Annotated in this window: 16 protein-coding genes; 7 read left to right on the plus strand and 9 right to left on the minus strand. The window is 70.1% G+C overall.

All coding sequences use genetic code 11. From position 1 onward, the window contains the following. Positions 1-6: 6 nt before the first annotated feature. From ACFQ6S_RS05455 to ACFQ6S_RS05480, 6 genes are all read left to right on the plus strand, one after another. The gene (locus ACFQ6S_RS05455) at positions 7-633 is read left to right on the plus strand and encodes a TetR/AcrR family transcriptional regulator (protein WP_383403856.1); all 627 of its coding nucleotides are present in this window, start codon (positions 7-9) and stop codon (positions 631-633) included. A gap of 106 nt (positions 634-739) precedes the next feature. Beyond that, a complete protein-coding gene (locus ACFQ6S_RS05460; RefSeq protein WP_383403858.1) occupies positions 740-1,090 on the plus strand; it encodes a nuclear transport factor 2 family protein in 351 nt (116 codons plus the stop codon). An 18-nt stretch (positions 1,091-1,108) separates the two neighbouring features. Next, positions 1,109-1,498 (plus strand): hypothetical protein, encoded by a 390-nt coding sequence (locus ACFQ6S_RS05465; RefSeq protein ID WP_383403861.1) that lies wholly within the window; start codon positions 1,109-1,111, stop codon positions 1,496-1,498. A gap of 38 nt (positions 1,499-1,536) precedes the next feature. Continuing rightward, on the plus strand, positions 1,537-1,857 hold the full coding sequence (locus ACFQ6S_RS05470) for an EthD family reductase (protein ID WP_383403864.1): 321 nt from the start codon (positions 1,537-1,539) through the stop codon (positions 1,855-1,857). A 31-nt stretch (positions 1,858-1,888) separates the two neighbouring features. After that, a complete protein-coding gene (locus tag ACFQ6S_RS05475; RefSeq protein WP_383403867.1) occupies positions 1,889-3,421 on the plus strand; it encodes a class I adenylate-forming enzyme family protein in 1,533 nt (510 codons plus the stop codon). Continuing rightward, positions 3,418-4,473: an MBL fold metallo-hydrolase gene (locus tag ACFQ6S_RS05480; RefSeq protein ID WP_383403869.1), complete on the plus strand. Its 1,056-nt coding sequence runs from the start codon at positions 3,418-3,420 to the stop codon at positions 4,471-4,473. Before ACFQ6S_RS05475 ends, ACFQ6S_RS05480 begins: the two co-directional genes overlap by 4 nt. Positions 4,474-4,488: 15 nt before the next feature. Here the strand turns inward: ACFQ6S_RS05480 and ACFQ6S_RS05485 are convergent, their stop codons facing one another. The 9 genes from ACFQ6S_RS05485 to ACFQ6S_RS05525 form a co-directional block, all read right to left on the minus strand. Next, positions 4,489-5,244, minus strand: coding sequence for an SDR family NAD(P)-dependent oxidoreductase (locus tag ACFQ6S_RS05485; protein WP_383403872.1), 756 nt, complete (start codon positions 5,242-5,244; stop codon positions 4,489-4,491). A gap of 15 nt (positions 5,245-5,259) precedes the next feature. Then, entirely contained in the window at positions 5,260-6,300 is a 1,041-nt protein-coding gene (locus ACFQ6S_RS05490) for a phosphotransferase family protein (RefSeq protein ID WP_383403875.1), read from the minus strand. Beyond that, on the minus strand, positions 6,297-7,499 hold the full coding sequence (locus ACFQ6S_RS05495) for an acyl-CoA dehydrogenase family protein (protein WP_383403878.1): 1,203 nt from the start codon (positions 7,497-7,499) through the stop codon (positions 6,297-6,299). Before ACFQ6S_RS05495 ends, ACFQ6S_RS05490 begins: the two co-directional genes overlap by 4 nt. A 67-nt stretch (positions 7,500-7,566) precedes the next feature. Then, a complete protein-coding gene (locus ACFQ6S_RS05500) occupies positions 7,567-8,376 on the minus strand; it encodes an SDR family NAD(P)-dependent oxidoreductase (RefSeq protein WP_383403881.1) in 810 nt (269 codons plus the stop codon). A 21-nt stretch (positions 8,377-8,397) separates the two neighbouring features. Next, positions 8,398-10,128: an ABC transporter permease gene (locus ACFQ6S_RS05505; RefSeq protein ID WP_383403884.1), complete on the minus strand. Its 1,731-nt coding sequence runs from the start codon at positions 10,126-10,128 to the stop codon at positions 8,398-8,400. Between the two features lie 4 nt (positions 10,129-10,132). Continuing rightward, positions 10,133-11,272 carry an ABC transporter ATP-binding protein gene (locus tag ACFQ6S_RS05510; protein ID WP_383403887.1) on the minus strand — a complete coding sequence of 380 codons (1,140 nt, stop codon included), beginning with the start codon at positions 11,270-11,272 and terminating at the stop codon, positions 10,133-10,135. Positions 11,273-11,340: 68 nt separating this feature from the next. Beyond that, the gene (locus tag ACFQ6S_RS05515; protein WP_383403890.1) at positions 11,341-12,405 is read right to left on the minus strand and encodes an ABC transporter substrate-binding protein; all 1,065 of its coding nucleotides are present in this window, start codon (positions 12,403-12,405) and stop codon (positions 11,341-11,343) included. A 214-nt stretch (positions 12,406-12,619) separates the two neighbouring features. Continuing rightward, a complete protein-coding gene (locus tag ACFQ6S_RS05520) occupies positions 12,620-13,705 on the minus strand; it encodes an NADP-dependent oxidoreductase (RefSeq protein ID WP_383403893.1) in 1,086 nt (361 codons plus the stop codon). 5 nt (positions 13,706-13,710) lie between these two features. Continuing rightward, a complete protein-coding gene (locus ACFQ6S_RS05525; RefSeq protein WP_383403896.1) occupies positions 13,711-15,153 on the minus strand; it encodes an FAD-binding protein in 1,443 nt (480 codons plus the stop codon). A gap of 395 nt (positions 15,154-15,548) precedes the next feature. Here ACFQ6S_RS05525 and ACFQ6S_RS05530 point away from each other — a divergent pair, with 395 nt between their 5' ends. Then, a complete protein-coding gene (locus ACFQ6S_RS05530; RefSeq protein ID WP_383403899.1) occupies positions 15,549-16,802 on the plus strand; it encodes a low temperature requirement protein A in 1,254 nt (417 codons plus the stop codon). Positions 16,803-16,852: the final 50 nt, after the last annotated feature.

The following is a 16,852-nucleotide window of genomic DNA, read 5'->3' on the forward strand; positions in this document are numbered from 1 at the left end:
GAGCCGATGGCGAGGGCGCGGATCGTGGATCCGGACCAGGGACCCAGGTCGAAGCGTGCGGCCATTCTTCAGGCCGCGGTCGAGTACTTCGGCGAGACCGGCTACGAGAACACCAAATGGTCGGACGTGGCCGACCGGGTCGGTATCGGGCAGACGGCGCTCTACCACTACTTCGAGTCCAAGGCCCACTGCCTGCTCACCATCATGCGCCTGGAACTGCAGCGCTCCCACGACATGTTCACCGAGGCCACCGCCGAACAGGAGGATCCCGTCGAGGCGCTCAGGGCCGGGGTCCGCGCCGCCTTCGCGGTGTCGGAGCAGGAGATCCGGCAGATGCGCGTCCTTCAGGCCAACATGTCGCTGCTCGCCACGCCGCGGAAGTCCAAGCGCGAGGAGACTGAGCGGATCGCCGCCCGGCAGCTGGTGCAGATGGTCGAGCGGGACTGGACGAACCTGCTGGTACGCGGCATGGCAAAGGGCGCCTTCCCGGTACGGGACGCCCATATGCTCGGCCTTGCCGTGCTCGGAATGATCGTGAGCGTGTGGCGGTGGTACCGCCCGAGCGGGGCGATCCCGCTCTCGGAGATCAGCGATCTGATCGAGGGCAGCGTGGTGCGGATGGTCGGGGAGTAGCAGCAGAACCGGGGTGTGCCCCGCCTCTTGTGGGGGCGGGGCACCCGCATTATCCTCAAACTGAACTGAACTCAGGTTGATGCCCGGTGTGGAAGGGACGAAGACCATGGTGCTTCGCGAGTACATGGCCCGAATGGACGGCCAGGATCCGGAGAAGGCCCTGGAGCTCCTGGAGCCAGGGTTCCGCTTCCTCATCGCCCTGCCGAACGGCGAGCGGAGCGGGGAATCCAAGGACGACTTCGCCGCGTACATCGCCGGACGCAACGCCGTGGACCGGGTGCACGAGATCGTGCGGTCCTCCGTGGATCAGGACCTCGAGACCGTCTACGGCTTCGTGGTCGACGGAGGCACCACGACCGGCGCGTTCCTGTCGGCCGCCGTCGTCTCGCCGAACGGTCTGATGGCGCGCTACCAGTCCTTCTTCACCCCCGTCTTCCACCTGGTGGACCGGCCCTGAGCAGGAGGCGCACAGCAGATGCCCGTCACACAGACGCAGCCGTCGACGCTCGCACCGTTCCTGAGCGCGTGGTTCGCGCTCCTCGACAGTCCTGACGCGTCCCGGATCCTCGATCTGATCAGCGACGACTTCTCGTTCTCGATCCTCTTCTCCACCGGCGGCGACGGCGCCACCGACTTCCACGGCGGCCGGGCCGAGATGGAGGGCTACCTCGCCCAGCGCGAGCAGGGCACCCGGACCCACCACCTGCTGAGCGCCAGTGCCGACGGCTGCGACGAACTGTTCCTCGGCGAGGTCCGCCGCTCCGGTGTGCCGGAGGCGACCTTCGTGGCCTGGGCACGGCTGGACGAGTCGGGCAAGGTCCGCCGGCTGCTCATCGGCCGCTCGCCGGCCGTGCTCTTCGCCTGACGCACCCGCCGACTCATCCGCCCTCACCGGGAGGTGCCATGTACAACCTCGTTCTGCTGGCCTCGCGCCCGCCCGACTGGACCCATGAGCGCTTCATCGACTGGTGGCGTGGCGAACACGCCGAACTGACCTGCCTGCTCCCGGGGTTGCGCTCCTGGCGGCACACCGAGATCGACGCGGCCATGGAGCCGCGCTCCGAAGGCTGGGACGGCGTCTCGGTCCTCGGCTTCGACACCGCCGAGGATCTCCGCAAGGCCCTGGACAGCCCACAGTGGGCGGCGGCCGTCGCCCAGGTCGGGGACATGAAGGGCCGCCGGATCGCCGTCATGGGCGGCGAGCGGGAGATGTACGCGGGCTGACACGCACCATGAGCGAGAAGGCAGGAGCCGGATGCGACATACAGTGCGGGAGTTCCAACAGCTCGCGGAGCAGGGCGATTTCATCGCCGTCATCGACGATCACGGCCGCCACACCGCGCGGGACCTCCTCGACGCCGCCGTGACCCTGGCCGAGGCGATGACCCCGGACGGGACGCCTGGCGGCACGGTGCTGGTACAGGCCGACAACTCCTGGCGCACCGTCGTGGCCACCCTGGCCGTGGGGATGACCGGCGGTGTGCTCGCCGTGGTCAACCGGCACACCACGGCCGCCGAGTTCGAGGCGGCCCTGGACGACATCCGGCCGGACGTCGTCGTCGCCGAGCCGTCGGCGCTGCGCGAGTGGCACGGACCGGGCATGCCGACCGGCGGTAAGACGGAGGCGCTCGACGGCTGGACCGTGCTGTCCAACCGGGGGCCGAGGGACGTCACCCGCTGGAAGGGCGGCGCCGTCATCGGATTCACCTCCGGCTCCACGGGGCGCCCCAAGGGCGTCGTCCAGTCGGAGGCGGCTCTGCGCTACGCGTGCACCCGCACCCGTGAGATCAACGGCCTGGGTCCCGGCGACGCGGTGGCCGCCGTCGTGCCTCTCTCCTCCACCGCCGCGTACTGCTTCGGGGTCTGCATGTCCCTCATGCTCGCCGGGCCGCTGGTGCTGCCGGGCCGATGGGATCCGGGCGTCGCCGTGCAGCGGATGGCCGAGCACGGCGCCCGCTGGACCATGTGCGTCCCGACGATGGCCCTGCAGATGGGCTCGGCGGCCTCGGGCTCGAAAGCCCTCGAAGGAGTCCGCTCGATCACGGTCGGCGGTGGCCCCATGGACCGGGGCGCGCTCGCCCGCGCCGAGCGGTCGCTCGGCACGCGCATCCTGCGGGTCTTCGGCATGTCCGAATGCCTCGGCCACACCTCACCGCGCCCCGACGACCCCGAGGAGATCCGGCTAGACCGGGACGGGCGCCCCTTCCCCGGGACCGAGTTGCGAGCCGTCGGAGCGGCGGGAACCGTCCTCGGCCCCGGCGAGACCGGCCGCGCCCAGGTGCGGGGCCCGTCCCTCTTCCTCGGCTACGCCCGCGACGGCGCGGTGGACCCCCCCGCCCTCACCCCCGACGGCTTCCTGCCCACCGGAGACCTGCTCATGACCGCCCCCGACGGCACCGTCACCATCATGGGCCGGGAGAAGGACGTCATCATCCGGGGCGGCCGCAACCTCGACATCACCGAGATCGAACGCGCCGTCGCCAGCCACCCGAAGGTGGCCAGGGTCTGTGTCGCCCCGGTCCCGGACCCCCTCCTCGGCGAACGCCCGGCCGTGCTCGTCGTTCCCGAGGCCGACGCAGGCGACCTCCGCCTGGATGACATCACCGCCCACCTGGAACGCACCGGCCTGTCCAAGGCGAAGTGGCCCGAGTTCGCGTTCACCGTGACCGAGCTGCCGCAGACCAGAGTCGGCAAGCTCGACCGAGGGGGCGCCGGGGAACTCGTACGCGACCTGTACGAGCGGCTCTCCGGCGCGCACCCCGAACACCATCGACTGGGAGACGTATGACGACCCGATTCGACCGAGGACAGTGGGCACAGAGCGGAGCCCAGACCGTGCGGCCCGGGGTGCATCGCGTACCGCTCCCGCTACCGGAGGACGGGCTGCGGGCCGTCAACGTCTACGTGCTGGAGGAGGACGACGGCCTGGTCCTGATCGACGGCGGATGGTCGATCCCCGAGTCCCGCAAGGCACTTGAGGACGCCCTCGCAGGTCTCGGCCACGACCTCGCCGACATCACCCACGTGCTGGTCACCCACATCCACCGCGACCACTACACGCAGGCCGTGGAACTGCGCCGGCTGCTCGGCTCCCGCGTCTACCTCGGCTCCGGTGAGCGACGCGGCCTGGAGCTGCTCGGCGAGCTGCGCACCGACCAGCCCGTGGGCTCGCTGCGGACGCTGCGCCTGGCCGGGGCCGACGAACTGGCCGACCGTATCGAGGCGATGGACCACGGCGGCTTCGACCCCTCCGTGTGGGAAGCGCCCGATCGCTGGCTGGAGGCGGAGGAACTGCGGTTCGGGGACCGTACATTGCGCGTCGTCCCGACCCCCGGCCACACCCGGGGCCATGTGGTCTATCTCGACGAGGCCCGGGGCCTGCTGTTCTCGGGGGACCACGTGCTGCCGCACATCACCCCGTCCATCGGCTTCGAACTGGGCGACGACCCCGGCCTGCCGCTGGGCGACTACCTCGCCTCACTGCGGCTCATGACCACGCTCGCCGACGCGGCGCTGCTGCCCGCGCACGGACCCGTCGGCGACAGCGTCCACGGAAGGGTCGCCGAACTGCTCGCCCACCACGACGACCGGCTCGACGAGACGCTCGCCGTCCTCGGCGGACGCACCCTCGACGCCCATGCCGTGGCCCGGGAACTCGGCTGGACCAGGCGCAAGGTGGCGTTCGAGGACCTGAACCCCTTCAACCAGATGCTGGCGGTCAACGAGACCGCGGCCCACCTCGACGTCCTGGTGGCCCGCGGCCGGGCCGGCTGTATCTCGGTGGACGGGGTGCACCGGTACACGCGCTGCACCGGTGCACACGAGTCGCTGTCCGCGTAGCTCCGGGCCGGTGGCTCAGCGTGCCGTCCAGCCCCCGTCGACGTACAGCTCGGAACCCGTCATGAAGCCCGCGTCGTCCGAGGCGAGGAACGCCACGGCCGCCGCCACCTCCTCGGTCGTGCCCAGCCGGCCGAGCGGGGTGCCTTCGATCATCGCGGTCAGCCGCGGCGTGCCCCGCCACAGCTCCCGGGACAGGGGCGTCTCGATGAACCCGGGATGCAGCGAGTTGACCCGCACACCTCGCTTCGCCCAGTGCAGCGCCGCGTTCTTCGTCATCAGCCGTACGGCCCCCTTGGCCGCGTGGTAGGAGAACTGGGCGCCGAAGCCGCCGACCGTGCCGAAGATCGAGGCGACGTTGACGATCGAGCCGCCGCCGGAGCGCTCGATGGCCGGGCCGCCGTGCTTCATCCCGAGCCACACCCCGGTCTGTGTCACCCCGATGACCCGGTCCCAGGTCTCCTGGGTCTCGGTCTCCACGGTGTTCATCGTGGCGATCACCGCGTTGTTGACCAGCACCGACAGACCGCCGAGCCGGTCGGTCACCTCGGCCACGAGCGACTCCCAGGCCGTCTCGTCGGTGACGTCCAGACGCCGGCCCAGCGCGTTGCCGGGCAGCTCACCGGCGAGCTTCTCGCACCGCTCGGCGTCGAGGTCGGTCACGACGACGGTGGCGCCCTCGGCGGCCAGCCGCCGCACGACCGCCTCGCCGATGCCTCCCGTGGCACCCGTCACCAGCGCGACCTTTTCCGCAAGCCTGTTCTGCGTGACCACTGCTCACATCCCTTCTCAGATGCGCCGGACATCGACCGACAGGCCGGAGCGCAAGAGTGCCGGGACGGCAGAGCCGACCCGCTCGAAGCCGGGGCCGACGGTGCTCCCGGCGAGGTGACGGGCGTGGACGCCCTCCGCGACGACCGCCAGCTTGAAGTAGCCGAGGGCCAGGTGAAAGGGGAGCGCGGAGATGTCGCGGCCGGACCGGGTCGCGTATCGCTGCGTCAGTTCCCGCGCGGTGAGGAAACCCGGGTTGGCGGCGGGGACGTGGCCCCCACCGAGGACCGGCTCGCTCGCCGGGTCCCAGTAGACGAGCAGCAGACCGAGGTCCGCGAGCGGGTCGCCCAGCGCCGCCATCTCCCAGTCCACGATCGCGGCGATCCGGCCCGGGTCCCAGGCGCCCAGAATGACGTTGTCGAGCCGGTAGTCCCCGTGCAGCAGCGCGGGCGCGGCGCCGTCGTCCCGCACCCTGGGCAGCGCGCCCTCCAACTTCCCGTGCAGCGCGTCCAGTTCGGGCAGCTCACGGGTGGCGACCCGGTCCCACTGGCCGCGCCAGCGCCGAACCTGCCGTGCCAGATACCCGGCGGGGCGGCCGAACTCGGCCAGGCCGATCTCCTGCGGATCGAGCGCGTGCAGCGCCGCCAGCTGGTCGACCAGGGCCTCGGAGCACCGCCGTGCGTCGACGGCCGACCACTTGACCGCCTGCGCGGAGTCCCGCAGTACGTCGCCGTCGACGAACGAGACGACGCTGAACGGCGCCCCGATCACCGACGCGTCGCTGCACGACACCACGGTCCGCGGCACCGGCACCTCGGTGGCGGCGAGCGCGGCCATGACCCGGTACTCGCGGTCCATGTCGTGCGCGGTCGGCGTGAGCGTGCCCAGCGGAGGCCTGCGAAGCACCCATGCATGGGTCCCGTCAGTCACCCGGTACGTGAGATTGGACCGCCCGCCGAACAGCGGACGTACCTCCAGGGAGCCGCCGTATCCCGGGACCTCGTGTGCGAAGAAGCGCTGGAGCGCCGGGAGGTCGACCCCGGCCAGGGTGGCCGTCATGCCGCGCCCCCTCGTTCCCACGCGGCCCGGACCGCACGTTTGGCGATGGCCCATCGATGGGTCTCCGACGGCCCGTCGTACACGCGGAACGGCCGGACCTCGCGGTAGAGGGCGGCCAGCGGCGCGTCCTCCGAGATGCCGAGCGCTCCGCAGATCTGGACCGACCGGTCCACGACCCGGCCCACGGCCTCCGACACGAAGGTCTTCGCGATGGAGGTGAGCTGGGCGCCCGGCCTGCCCTGATCGAGTTCCCAGCAGGCCCGCCACAGCATCGCCCGGCTGGTCTCGATGTCGATCTCCGAGTCGGCCAACTGCTGCTGCACCATGCCGAGTTCGGCCAGGGTGGCGCCGAAGGCCCGGCGTCGGGCGGCCCGGTCGAGGGCGATGTCCTGCGCCCGGCGGGCCACCCCGAGCCAGCGCATGCAGTGGGTCAGCCGGGCGGGCCCGAGGCGCACCTGCGCGTAGTCGAAGCCCTTGTCCACCTCGCCGAGCACCGCGTCGTCGGACACCTCGCAGTCCTCGAAGAGGAGTTCGCTGTGCCCGGCGAACAGTGCACGGTCGAGGGTGCCGATGTTCCGGACCACCTTCATCCCGGGATTGGACGAGTCGATCAGGAGCATCGTCGCGCCGCCCGGGTCGCCGGGTTCGCCGCCGGTCCGCGCGATGCAGATCGTGAACGCGGCGCCGTCCGCCCCGCTGATGAACCACTTGCGCCCGTTGATCCGCCAGCCGCCCGGCACCCGGACCGCCGTCGTGGCCAGGGCCCTGGGATCGGAGCCGGCGCCGGGGGAGGGCTCGGTCATCGCGAAGCACGATCGTGTCTCACCGGCCGCCAGGGGCCCGAGGAACCGCGCCTTCTGCTCCTCGGTGGCGACCACTTCGAGCAGATGCATGTTGCCCTCGTCGGGCGCGGCACAGTTCAGGGCCAGCGGACCCAGCAGCGCGTACCCGGCGGCCTCGAAGACCACGGCCTGGCCGCGCAGATCCAGCCCGAGTCCTCCCCACCGGAGCGCGACCTGCGGCGCGAACACCCCCGCCGCACGGGCCGCCTCCTGGAGGTCGCGCCGCAGCGACTCCGGACCGGCGTGGACGTCACCGTGGCACTCGTCCTCCACGGGCAGAACGGTGTCCCGGACGAATACGGCGGCCCGCCGCGCGATGTCGGCGGCCTCCTCGTCGATGCCGAACTCGATGGCCATACGGCCCCTCTCCGGTCATGTACGTGTGAGCTCCTCGACCCAGTTGTTCACTCCCCGGCCTCGCTGTTCACTCCCTGACCCCGCGCCACGCCAGCGCGCCCCCGTCGACGACGTACGACGCGCCGGTGATGAACGCCGCGTCGTCGGAGGCCAGGAAACAGGCGAGCCGCGCCACTTCCTCAGTCCGGCCGAGCCGCCGCACCAACTGCGGCGCGGTCAGCTCCCGTTCCATGGCGTCGCGGTCGTCGGCCGCCGCGAAGAAGTCCCGCGCCAGGGGAGTCTCGATGACGCCGGGGCAGAAGCAGTTGCAGCGCACCGGCGCCAGATCGACGGCGGTGACCTTGGTGAGATGGATGACGCCCGCCTTGGTGGTGCCGTAGATCGGGGCCTGGGCGAAGCCCGTGAGCCCGGACACCGACGCCGTGTTGACGATCGACGGGCCGCGTGCGGAGCGCCGCAGATGGGGCGCGGCGAACTTCGTGGTGAGCCAGACGGCCTTGAGGTTGACCTCGTAGACCGCGTCCCAGACCTCCTCCGGGAGGGTGTCCACCGCGCGGTCCTGAGGCCGGTCCACGAACGCCGACTCGATCACCCCTGCGTTGTTGACGAGGACGTCGAGGCAGCCGAATCGTTCCACCGTCCGCGTCACCATGCCCTCGATCTGCGCCCGGTCGCGCAGGTCGCAGCCGATCGCCTCCGCCTGCGCGCCCGCGGCGCGCACGAGGTCGGCGGTCTCGGCCGCGGTCTTCTCGTTCAGGTCGGCGACCGCGACCGCCGCCGCACCCTGCCGCGCCAGCTCCACGGCGATCGCCTGTCCGATGCCCTGTCCCGCGCCCGTCACCAGACACGTCTTTCCGTCGAGCGAACCGATGCCCATATACGTCTGCACGCCTTCCGCTCAGAGCTTCTCGAAGATGTCGGAGCCCGCCACCGACATGGCCACGAAGACTCCCGCCGACGTCACCAGCGTCATGACCAGCGCGATGGCCGCCACCAGGGGATACGAGCCGTTGGACCAGTAGTCGAAGAGGATCGTGCCCATCACCTGGGTCGTGGGCGCGCGCACCAGCAGTGAGGCGGTGAACTCATGGGTGAGGAGGACGAACATCAGCGCGGCGGCACCCGCGAGCGTGGGGCGCAGCAGCGGAAGCACGATCGAGGTCGTCGTACGCAGCGCGCCCGCCCCGCTGGTCCGGGACGCCTCCAGATAGGTGTCGCCGAGCGCCACCATGCCGGACAGCTGCATGCGGGTGGCGAAGGGCAGCATCAGCGTCACATAGACGAGGACGATCACCGTGCGGGTGCCGTAGAGGATGAACGGCTCGCGGCTGTACGTCAGCAGGAAGCCGGCGCCGAAGACCACGGCCGGGATCCCGAGCGGCATCGCGACGATGAAGTCGACGGCCGCCCTGATGATCCGGAACCGGCGTCCCTTGAGCAGCAGCGAGGCGGCGACGAATCCGAGCGGCAGCGCGATCGCGACCGAGATGACCGACGTGGTCAGGCTGTTGACGATCGCGTCGGTGATCCCCGACTCCTGGAACACCCGCCGGAAGTTGCCCAGGGTGAATCCGCCCGGATCGATCTTCCCGCTCCAGAAGGACGACAGCGACACCACGGTGAGCGCGGCCAGCGGCAGGGCGAGCGCCACCAGGGCGTACAGGACGATGCCGACGACCGCCACCCATGAGGGCCGCCCGCCGGACCGGAACGCCTTGCCGCCGTGGGTGACGAAACGGCTGTGGTCGCCGAGGATCACCTTCTGGAAGAGGACGACGGCGATGCCGAAGAGCAGCAGGGGTGAGCCGATGGCCGCGGCCCGGCCGTAGTCGACGGGGCTCTGCGAGACCGCGACGTACATGTCGGTGGTGAGTACGTCGATGCCGTTGCTCCGGCCGAGCAGCAGAGGCCCGGTGAACTGGCCGAGCCCCAGCAGCAGCGCGACGAACCCGCCGTACACCAGGGTGGGGCGCAGCAGCGGCAGCGTCACCCGGAAGAACACCCCGGCCGCCGAAGAGCCGTTGACCTGCGCCGCCTCGATCAGCTCGGCGTTGATGTTGCCGAAGCCGGCGCTGACGAACAGATAGACGAAGGCGGTGAGCCCGAAGCCGGTGATGAGCACGATCCACGGCAGCGTGTAGATGTCGACCGGGCCCTCCTGGAGGTGGTTCCACCAGGGGAGTTGGCGCAGCGCTGCGTTGAGGTAGCCGGGGCGGGGCGAGAACAGGAACGCCCAGCCGGTCACCGACGCCACGGCCGGGATCACGATGGGGAGGATGGGCAGGACGCGCAGCAGCCGCAGCCGGCGGGGCAGTCGGGTCGCCGCCCAGGCCAGGAACGTGCCGAGGACGAGCGCGATGGCCAGCGAGCCGAGCGCGAGACCGGCCGTCGTCCACAGCGTCTTCGCCATGTCCGGGTCGTCGAAGGCGGTGCTGTAGCCACGGGCGTCGTTCTCGAACGCCAGCCGTTGCAGCCCCACGAGCGGTGCGATCACGAGATAACCGATCGCGGCGAGGAAGACGAGCGCGCCGAGCCGGGGGAGATGGCGTCGCAGATGTGTGAGTGCGGTGGTATGCGGCGGCGGTGGGGCCGTGGTGGGGGAGGGCGCAGATACGGCGGGTGAGGTCACGGCGTCACGCCCTCACCGCGGCGGGGGTGTGCGCGGCTGTCCGTACCCCGTCCGCGTCGTAGTAGAGGGCCGTGTCCTTGGCGAACCAGGCGGTCACCCGTTGTCCGCGCGCCAGACTGCGGGCCCAGGGCGTGCCGGTGAGGGGCGCGCGGGCGTGCAGCCGGCTGTCCGCGATCGTGACGACCACGTCCATGTGACGCCCGCCGAACTGGGCATCCACCACCTCCGCCGCGAGGCCGACGCCATGGGTGGGCGGGTTCTCCTCGGCCGGGCAGAGTTGGAGGTCGTCGGGGCGCAGCCGGACGGTGACCTCCGCGTACGAGCGGGGCACCGGGAGCTCGCCCGCCACGGCCGCACCGTCGGCCACCGTCCACGCCTCGCCGGCGCGGCGCAGCGCGAGCCGGTTAGACATGCCGATGAAACCGGCGACGTACTCGGTGGCAGGCTGCTCGAACACCCGCTCAGGTGTGTCGAGTTGCTCGATGCGTCCCGCCTTCATGATCGCGAGGCGGTCGCCGAGCGCCAGAGCCTCGCTCTGGTCGTGGGTGACGAATACGGCGGTGAAGCCCAGCCGCGCGTGCAGTTCGTGCAGTTGGGCGCGGACCTGGTCGCGCAGCCGGGCGTCGAGATTGCTCAGCGGCTCGTCGAAAAGCACCAGGTCGGGCCGGGCGGCCAGGCCCCGGGCCAGCGCGACCCGCTGCTGCTGACCGCCGCTGAGCTGTGCCGGATAGCGGTCGAGGAGGGCGGCGCAGTCGACGAGCCGGGCCGCCTCCTCGATCCGCTCGCGCGCCTCCTCCCGGGCCACCCGCCGGGTTCGCAGCGGATAGCCGATGTTGCGGCGCACGGTCATGTGCGGCCACAGCGCGTACGACTGGAACACCATCCCGATGTTCCGCTTGTTCGGCGGAAGGTCGACCTTCTCGCGCTGGTCCAGCACGGTCCGGTCGCCGAGCGAGATGCGTCCCTCGTCGGGTGTCTCCAGACCGGCCAGACAGCGCAGGGTCGTGGTCTTCCCGCAGCCGCTCGGGCCGAGGAGCACGATGAACTCGCCCGGCTCGATCTCCAGTGACAGGTCGTCCACGGCGACCGCGGGCGGCTTGCCGGCGAACCTTTTCGTCAGACCCTCGATGCGCACGTGGGACACGGAGGACTCCTTACATCCAAAGATCGGCCCGCACTGGGCAGAGGGGGGACATAGGGGCAGAGGGATTTCTACTGGAAGAGGGACTTCCACTTCTTCTGGTACGCGGCCACGGTGTCCGGGGTGAGCTTCGCCGGGTCCTGGATCCGCACCTTGTCGTTGGTGATCACGGTGCCGGGGACGTTCGGCAGCACCGACCCGGCCGACGGTGTGATCAGCTTCTGTCCCTCGGCGGTCACCATGAAGTTGGCGAAGAGCTGACCGGCATTGGGATGCGGGGCGGTCTGGAGCACCATGCCGTAGTAGCGGGCGCCCCATGCGCCGTTCGGTGGCATGCGGTAGTCGACCGGCGCGCCCTTCTTCTTCGCCGGGTCGAGGGCGATCGGCGCGATGAAGCTGCCGGCGGCGATCTCACCGGACTGCAGTGCCTCGCCCATCGGCAGGGAACTGGGATAGATGCGCGGCTTCTGGGCGGCCAGCTTCTTCACGAAGTCGGCCCCGTACGTCTCCTCCAGCCACAGATAGAAGTCCACGATGGAGGGCGCCGTCGGCTCGATGACCCCGATCTTCCCGCCGGCCAGCGCCGGGTCCAGCAGGCCCGAGTAGTCGGTCAGCCCCTTGGGGTAGAGCTTGGTGTTCCAGCCGAACGTGAGCACCGCGGAGTTGGTCTCGAAGTAGTTGCCCTTGTACACGTACTTCTTGACGTCGTAGGCGCCCTTGCCGGTCAGTTCGGGCCCGACCGGCCTGAGGAACCGCCCGGCCTCCGCCTGTGGCTTCACCCAGGACAGGCTCGCGCTGACATACAGGTCGGCGATGCCCTTGCCGGTGTTGAACTCCGTCTCGACCTTCACCCCGAGGTCGCCGTCGACGCCCCGGACGGTCTTGACGTCGATCCCCGGGTACTTGGTCTCGAAGGCCTTCGCGAGGTTGTTGAGCGAGGTCAGATCCTGCGCCGAGTAGACGGTGACCTGTCCTTCCTTCTTCGCTGCGGCGACCAGTTCACCCGTGCTCGCCGAGGCGGGTACGACCTTGGACTGGGCGTCGGTGGTTGTGCTGCCGCCGCATCCGGCGGCCAGCAGTGTGGTGATCGACAGCAGGATGAGGAAAGTCCCGCGCCGTCGCGGATCGGATCTCATTCACGGCTCCCTTGCCTGAAACCGCACGGCCAAGATTTCAGGGAAGTTACCAAACTGAACTAGGTTAGGCAATAGTGCGGGCAACGGTGGAAGGAGGTTGGGTGGGGTAGGTGGATGACCGATCAAGACCGTGCTGGGGGCGGACGGGAGAGGATGCCGGAGGTCACGAACCCACGGGCGCAGGTGCGGAATCCGCTCTTGAACTCATTTCAGTTCACGATTGCTGCTGGTCGAATCGGTGGGCGACGCCTTCACGATGCGGGAGGTCCTCGATCCGCACAAGCGTCTTGCCCGTGTTGTCGCCCCGGAGGAGTGCCGCCAACGCGGCCGGCGCCTGTGCCAGCCCGTCGACGACGGTCTCGCGGTGGCGGATACGGCCCTCGCGCAGCCATGTACCCATCCGCCGCCTCATCTCGGGCAGCAAGTGGGTGTGGTCACTGGCGCGGAAGCCGCGGATCGTCAGGCCCTTCGTCACCGCAAGCATGAGGTTCCCGGGACCCGGTGGCGGCTTGGGGGCGCCGTACTCGGAGATCATCCCGCAGATCGCGACACGGCCCGCCCTGCGCAGTGCCCCGAGAGCGACCTCGAGATGGGTGCCGCCCACGTTGTCGAAGTACACGTCGATGCCGTCGGGAGCGACCTCGAGCAGGAGGTCGGGGAGAGGGCCGTCCTTGTAGTTGAACGCGGCGTCCACACCGAGGTCCGCCACGAGATGACGCACCTTGTCGGCCGAGCCCGCGCTGCCGATGACTTGGGCCCCGCCGATCTTCGCCAGCTGCACGACGAGGCTGCCGACGGCGCCGGCCGCGGCGGAGACCCAGACCACGTCCCCCTCGCGCAGCCCGGCGACCTGGAGACCGGCGTAGGCGGTAAGGCCGTTGGCGCCGAGCGGACCGAGGTAGGCCTGCGGCGGCGCACCGCGCACGTCGAGCTTGGTGAGTGTGCCGACGCCGCCGAGCGCCGGTCTCTCCGCCTCGACGAGCGCGTAGTCCCGCCAGCCGGAGGCGTGCCACACCGTGTCGCCGGGGTTGAATCCGTCGGCGTGGGACTCGACGACCTCGCCGACGGTCATGATGCCGTCCATCGGCTGCTCCAGGGGGAAGGCCGGGAAGTACCCGGGCGGCGCTTCTTCCCGAAGCCGCAACCGGAGAGCGGCGTCTACGGAAGTCCAGGTGTTCCGGACCAGTACCTCGCCCGGTCGCGGCGGCCGGAGATCGACCTCGACGACACGGAAGTCCGACGCCCGGACCTCGCCGCGGGGATAGGAGACGGGCCGGACCTCACGTCCGATCGTCGCCACGTGTCTCACCGCTGCCCATGGGAGGGGGCCCTGGCCGCCGCGGTCTCGGCCGCGGCGCCGACGGTGGTCTCAGCCGCGGTTCGAGCGGCGGGGGTTCGAACGGCGGGGGTTCGGGCCGCGGTCCGAATCGCGGTCTCGGCCGCGGTGAGCCCGAACACGAGGGCCGACGCGATGCCGCCGGCGTAGGCCCGGTGCCACAGGCCGCCGGTGTCCGAGCCGGCCGCGAGGAGCCCCGCCACGGGTCGACCGTCCTCGCCCAGGACGCGGGCCCGGTCGTCGATGCGGACCCCGTGGAACGGGAAGGTGATGGCGGGCACCGCCTCGACCACGTAGTAGGGAGGCCGGTCGAGCGGCATCCGGTCCAGCAGCCGCCCCGGCACCGGCTCCTCGCCCGCGGTCGCCACGGCGTTGTACGCCTCGACGGCCGCGCGGACGGCCGACCCGTCGTAACCCCACTCCTCGGGAAGGAAGTCGAATTCGTCGAGGCTCTCGGCCAGGCCGACCCGCCCGCCCCTTTTGGCGGCCAGTGCGAACTTGTCGACCGCGACCGCGCCCTTCACGTACGACCCCACCACCCAGTCACGGAAGACCCGCGAGTCGGCGATGAGAAGCCCTCGGCTCTCGGGCTGCTCCAGCAGCGCCATGGTCGTGAGGTGATCGCCCAGTGTCTCGTCGGTGAACCGATCACCGTGCAGGTTCAACAGCAGTGCGTGCTCGCTGTAGTACAGCGACAGGTCGACGAAGTCCGACGGGTCCGCGAACGGGATGCCACTCGGGATGAGATGCCCGTAGAAGCCCGCCCCCAAGGAGCCGGTCGCCGCCCCGGCGGAAGTCGCCAGACGGTAACCGGCGCCGCGGCTGTGGGGGTTGGACCGCAGTTCCATGCGCTCGGCGTGGGGATGGACGAATCTGTTGCGGAGTTCCGTGTCTCCCTGGAAGCCCCCTGTGGCCAGAAGCGTCGAGGCCGCGCGAACGGTTCGCCGCGTGCCGTCGCCCGCGACGAGCTCCGCTCCGGTCACGGCCCCGTCCTCCAGCAGGAGCCGTTCGGTATCGGTCCTCGTGAGCACCTCACCTCCCGCCGCGACGACGATACGGCGGCAGGTGTCGACGTAGTGGTTCGTGTCGAACTGGTGCCCCTGACCGAAACCGAGGATGGGCTGAGCGTCCTTGACGTCGACTCCCGTGCCCCTCATCCAGGCGATGCCATCCGCGAATCGGTCCACGAGGGCGCGTTTGAGTGAGGTCTCGCCGCGAGGGTTGTGCCGCTCCATGACCTCGTGGCTCGGGGCGGTCCAGGCGTATCCGGCGTAGCGCGCGGATCCTCCGACCTGGTCACCGATCTCGGTGACGACGACGGACAGTCCGTCACGTGCGGCTCTGGCGCCTGCGGTCAGTCCTGCCATCCCCGCCCCGATGACGAGGAGGTCGACCACCTGTTGATCCGACATCCGCACTCAGCCCTTCTCATCACTTGAAGGTGACTTCATGTCGTGCCCATCAATGCCTCCTCATGTCACGCGCTCGAGGCGGCGCTACCAGGGTGCATCACGGCTTGGGGGAGCACCAGATCCGAGTTGGGTCCGAAGTGAATTCACTTTCATGACTCAAGTCCGCGAAACCGTCGGAGCCGAGGCGTGACGCCCCGCACGGTCGGCGTGCCCTGGTTGCTGGGGGAGTGGAAGCGTCTCACCGGCGACTGCCGAGGTGCGCAACCCTCGCTGCTCCGCCCTGCCGAATCACCGACAGCTGTCCGACATACTGCGGCGTGGCCGCGGTTACCGCGGCAGTGCAGCCGTCACCATCACTTCGCCACACGTTCGGCCGCGCCATACAGGAGCCTCACATGCCCGACAGTGACCCCGAGCCCCGTCCCGTCACCGCGGAGGCAGTTCCCCTGGGCACCGGTACCCGCCGCTGGCTCTTCCGCCCGCCACGGCGCCACGGCGAGGTCGACACAGGCCGCAGCGTCAGCTTTCTTGAGCTCTTCTACGACCTCGTCTACGTCGTCCTGGTCGGCCAGGCGGCCCACACCCTCGCGGAGGACTTCGCCTGGCGCGGCACGGCAACCTTCGCAGTGGTCTTCGGGCTGATCTGGATCGCCTGGCTGAACGGCACACTCTTCTACGAACTGCACGGCCGCGAAGACGGTCACACCCGCTCGCTGATCTTCGTGCAGATGCTGCTGCTGTCCCTCATGGCGGTCTACGTCGGCCACGCCGACGGCGACGACGGCCGCACGCTGGCCGCACTCTACGCATTGCTGCTGGCCCTGCTGACCTACCAGTGGTACTCCGTGTACCGCCAGGACCCACCGGAGTTGCGCAGTACGCCCCGCCGCTATCTGATCGTCATGGTCGCCGGCATCATCCTGATCGCTGCCTCAGTACCTCTCTCCGCCGACGTCCGTCTCGTCGTCTGGGCGGTGTTCGTCGTCGCGTGGTGCAGCGTGGAGTGCGTCATTCTCATCTTCTGGCGCAGGGGGCCGACTTATGCCGTCGTGACCGACCCCATGGTCGAGCGCTTCGGGCTGTTCATCATCATCGTGCTCGGTGAGGTCGTCATCGGTGTCGTGAACGGCCTGACCGACACCGAACGCAGCACACTCGTCACGACCACGGGCCTGCTCGGGCTCGCCATCGGCTTCGGCTTCTGGTGGAACTACGCCGACTTGGTGTCCCGACGGCCGCCCCGTGAGGCCGGCCACTCGCTGGCGACGTGGATCTTCACTCACCTGCCGATGGGCATGGCCGTGGCGGCGGCCGGAGCGGGCATGGTCGGGCTCGTGGAGCACGCCACCGATCACCGGACACCGGTCGCCCTGAGCTGGCTGATGGGTGGGTCCGTAGCCGTCATGCTGATCACCACCGTAGTGCTGCTGCCCACCCTGGCGGACTACGACCGCCACCCCTCCGTCTACAAGTCGGTGCAGGCCGTGCTCGTCACGGCAGCCGTCGTCGCCCTCCTCGCCGGCTGGTCCCGTCCTGCCCCCTGGCTCCTGGCTCTCACCCTGTTGCTCCTTCTCTCCGCGACCTGGGTATTCGCCTTCGTTCGATGGCTGCGCCAAGGCGCCCTGATCAACGAGAGGTCGGCCGACTGAGTGGCCGGACCCGGTGACGCCCGGGTCCGGCCAGTGCCGTACGCGGCACG

The organism is Streptomyces sp. NPDC056479, from assembly GCF_042795335.1.
GTDB lineage: Bacteria > Actinomycetota > Actinomycetes > Streptomycetales > Streptomycetaceae > Streptomyces.